Raw genomic sequence first — 2,041 nt, forward strand, 5'->3', positions numbered from 1 at the left:
CGGCCTTTCCCGGGTGTCAGAACTTCTGCAAGAGGTGTGTCCCGATTTTGGCAGCACGAAACGACCAGTGGGAAGGGCAGGAGTCGTGCCAACGAAAGAGCGTCCGGCCCGCAGGGGGTGGGGCCGGACGCTCGATACCTGATCTTTCCAGACCAAGATCGTTATGGCAGCAGACGGGCGTGGTGTGCGGCTGTGGAGAGTGGTTCGTCGGCGCCGTTGAGGGCGAGGCCGGCATCGGCGAGAGAGTCGATCACTTCGCGCACCGAGGTTTCGGTGTCCGCATCGAGGGTGTCCGCGTCGAACATGTTCACCAGCTCCGCTAGGGCGCGTAGCTCGGTGTGTACGGCGTCCAGTTGTGCTTGCACCGCAACGATGCGTGCCGCGATCGTCTCGCTCACGCTGTCGCCTCCTCGGGCTGGGACTGCTCCGCCTTGCGAGCGTGGTGCAGGATCGTGCCGACTCCACCGACTGTCATGCCGACTTCCTCGGCGATCTCGCGCAGTTTCAGGCCCTGGGCGCGTAGTTCGAGCACCCGATTCCGACGCTCGGCAGCTCGAGCGAGGTACTCCTCCCGCGGCTCGGCCATGATGCGGCGCACCGTGCGAGACGACGCACCGATCCGCTCTGCGACCTCGCGGGCTGTGCGGGTGCGCCGAACCGGATTCTCAGCTCCCATCGGTGGCCTCCTTCCACACCAGATCGCGGTCGAACTTCGTTGCCCGACGACGATTGGCTTCGATCTTCGCTGGTGTCATCACCTGACCACTGACCTTGCCGCCTTTGCGGCCGCGGGCGGACTGCATAGCGACGAAGGTGGCTTCGTAGACGGCCGGACCGTCGGCCCACATGCGTGATTTGGTGACGATCCAACGGTGGATGGAGGCGGCAATCGCGCGCACTTCGCTGTCGGGCAGGGGTTCGGAAAATGCGGTGTTGATATGCGCCGCCTCAGCCCGGATCGCTCGGTCTAATCCAGCGGGATCGCCCCAGTGATAACGGATTTCGCGATAGGCCCAGGTTCGCGCTGACTCGAATAGTGCGCAGTTGCGGCCGAGCCCGACCGGGTGCTCGCGGCGTCGTTTGCTCTGTCGCCACCGCGGCGGGGGCATGTGCCGGCCGAGCTCGTGTTCGAGTTCGGCCAGGCTCCGCGGTGCGGGGTGGATCCAGTGCGTTGCCCATGCCGGATGGGTCGGGTTCTTGGTCATCAGACCGGAGTAGGCGGCATCGCCGTCGACGGCTCGACGCAGTCCCTCGGTGACGGCAGCGGCGTAGGCGAGTGGTTTCCTGCGGGCGTACTCGGTGCGTGTGAACGGCTCGGTCAGCGCCCACACCGCGTGCGCGTGTCCGTTGCGGGGGTTCTCCACGATCGCGTTCGGTAGCGGATGGTTTCCTGCCGCCGACAGCGTCCGCAGTGCCGCGTCCGGGTGGTCGACATCGACGACCAGCAGATTGCTCAGCGCCTGAGGGTTCGCCTCGAGATAGCGCCGTTCGAGCGCGTCATGGCGAGGCATCCGATACACCCCCAACAACAAATCGTCCGTTGCCAGGGGCCACAGCGGCAACCACAACTGTTCCCAATCGCCATCGTGTGATCCCCCGCGGTCTGTCATGCGGAAGACCCTCGCACAGGAAAACCAATTTTTTATGTAGGACGCGCCGAAGCCAAGTCAGATGTTTCGCCGCGCCACTCGGGAAATACAACCTTTCCGTCACGTCCGGACCGGCGTTTCTCGTGTTCGCAGCTTTAGTGCATGAGGTGTGTGGTGATCTTGATTTGTGGTCGATCAGGACCACGGCCAGTTGAGTGGCACGTGACGGTTCGATGCGTCGGGGGAGGGCGGAAGGTCAGCCGGGTACGGCTGATGGGTGCGGCAGAACTTTCTCGGGCCTACTCGGGCCTCGCATCTCCGTGTGACCCCTCTGTGTGGCTCTGAGAGCGCCGCAGACGGACCGACCGCAACCCCCCGACCCCGGGAATAGGGCACGGCGCTCTCCGGCGATCTCAGAGCCGAACCTGGTGGTCGGTGAGCGGTCCGGAGGC

3 protein-coding genes are annotated in these 2,041 nt (G+C 64.9%); all 3 read right to left on the reverse strand.

Going from position 1 to position 2,041, the window contains the following annotated elements:
* Positions 1–161: 161 nt before the first annotated feature.
* Genes KXC42_RS26990 through KXC42_RS27000 form a run of 3 tightly spaced genes read right to left on the reverse strand, consistent with a single transcriptional unit; the run spans position 162 to position 1,511 of the window.
* The gene (locus KXC42_RS26990) at positions 162–398 is read right to left on the reverse strand and encodes a hypothetical protein (RefSeq protein WP_219130730.1); all 237 of its coding nucleotides are present in this window, start codon (positions 396–398) and stop codon (positions 162–164) included.
* Positions 395–676, reverse strand: a complete 282-nt coding sequence (locus KXC42_RS26995) for a sigma factor-like helix-turn-helix DNA-binding protein (protein WP_219130731.1) — start codon at positions 674–676, stop codon at positions 395–397. The genes KXC42_RS26990 and KXC42_RS26995 overlap by 4 nt, the downstream gene beginning before the upstream one ends.
* Positions 666–1,511: a replication initiation protein gene (locus KXC42_RS27000; RefSeq protein WP_257606271.1), complete on the reverse strand. Its 846-nt coding sequence runs from the start codon at positions 1,509–1,511 to the stop codon at positions 666–668. The genes KXC42_RS26995 and KXC42_RS27000 overlap by 11 nt, the downstream gene beginning before the upstream one ends.
* Positions 1,512–2,041 lie beyond the last annotated feature (530 nt).

Source organism: Rhodococcus sp. LW-XY12 (assembly GCF_019317345.1).
Taxonomy (GTDB): Bacteria; Actinomycetota; Actinomycetes; order Mycobacteriales; family Mycobacteriaceae; genus Rhodococcus; species Rhodococcus pyridinivorans.

Coding starts and splice junctions, on each gene's coding strand:
- KXC42_RS26995 (WP_219130731.1), bottom strand. CDS start 676: ATGGGAGCTGAGAATCCGGTTCGGCGCACCCGCACAGCCCGCGAGGTC.
- KXC42_RS27000 (WP_257606271.1), bottom strand. CDS start 1,511: ATGCCTCGCCATGACGCGCTCGAACGGCGCTATCTCGAGGCGAACCCT.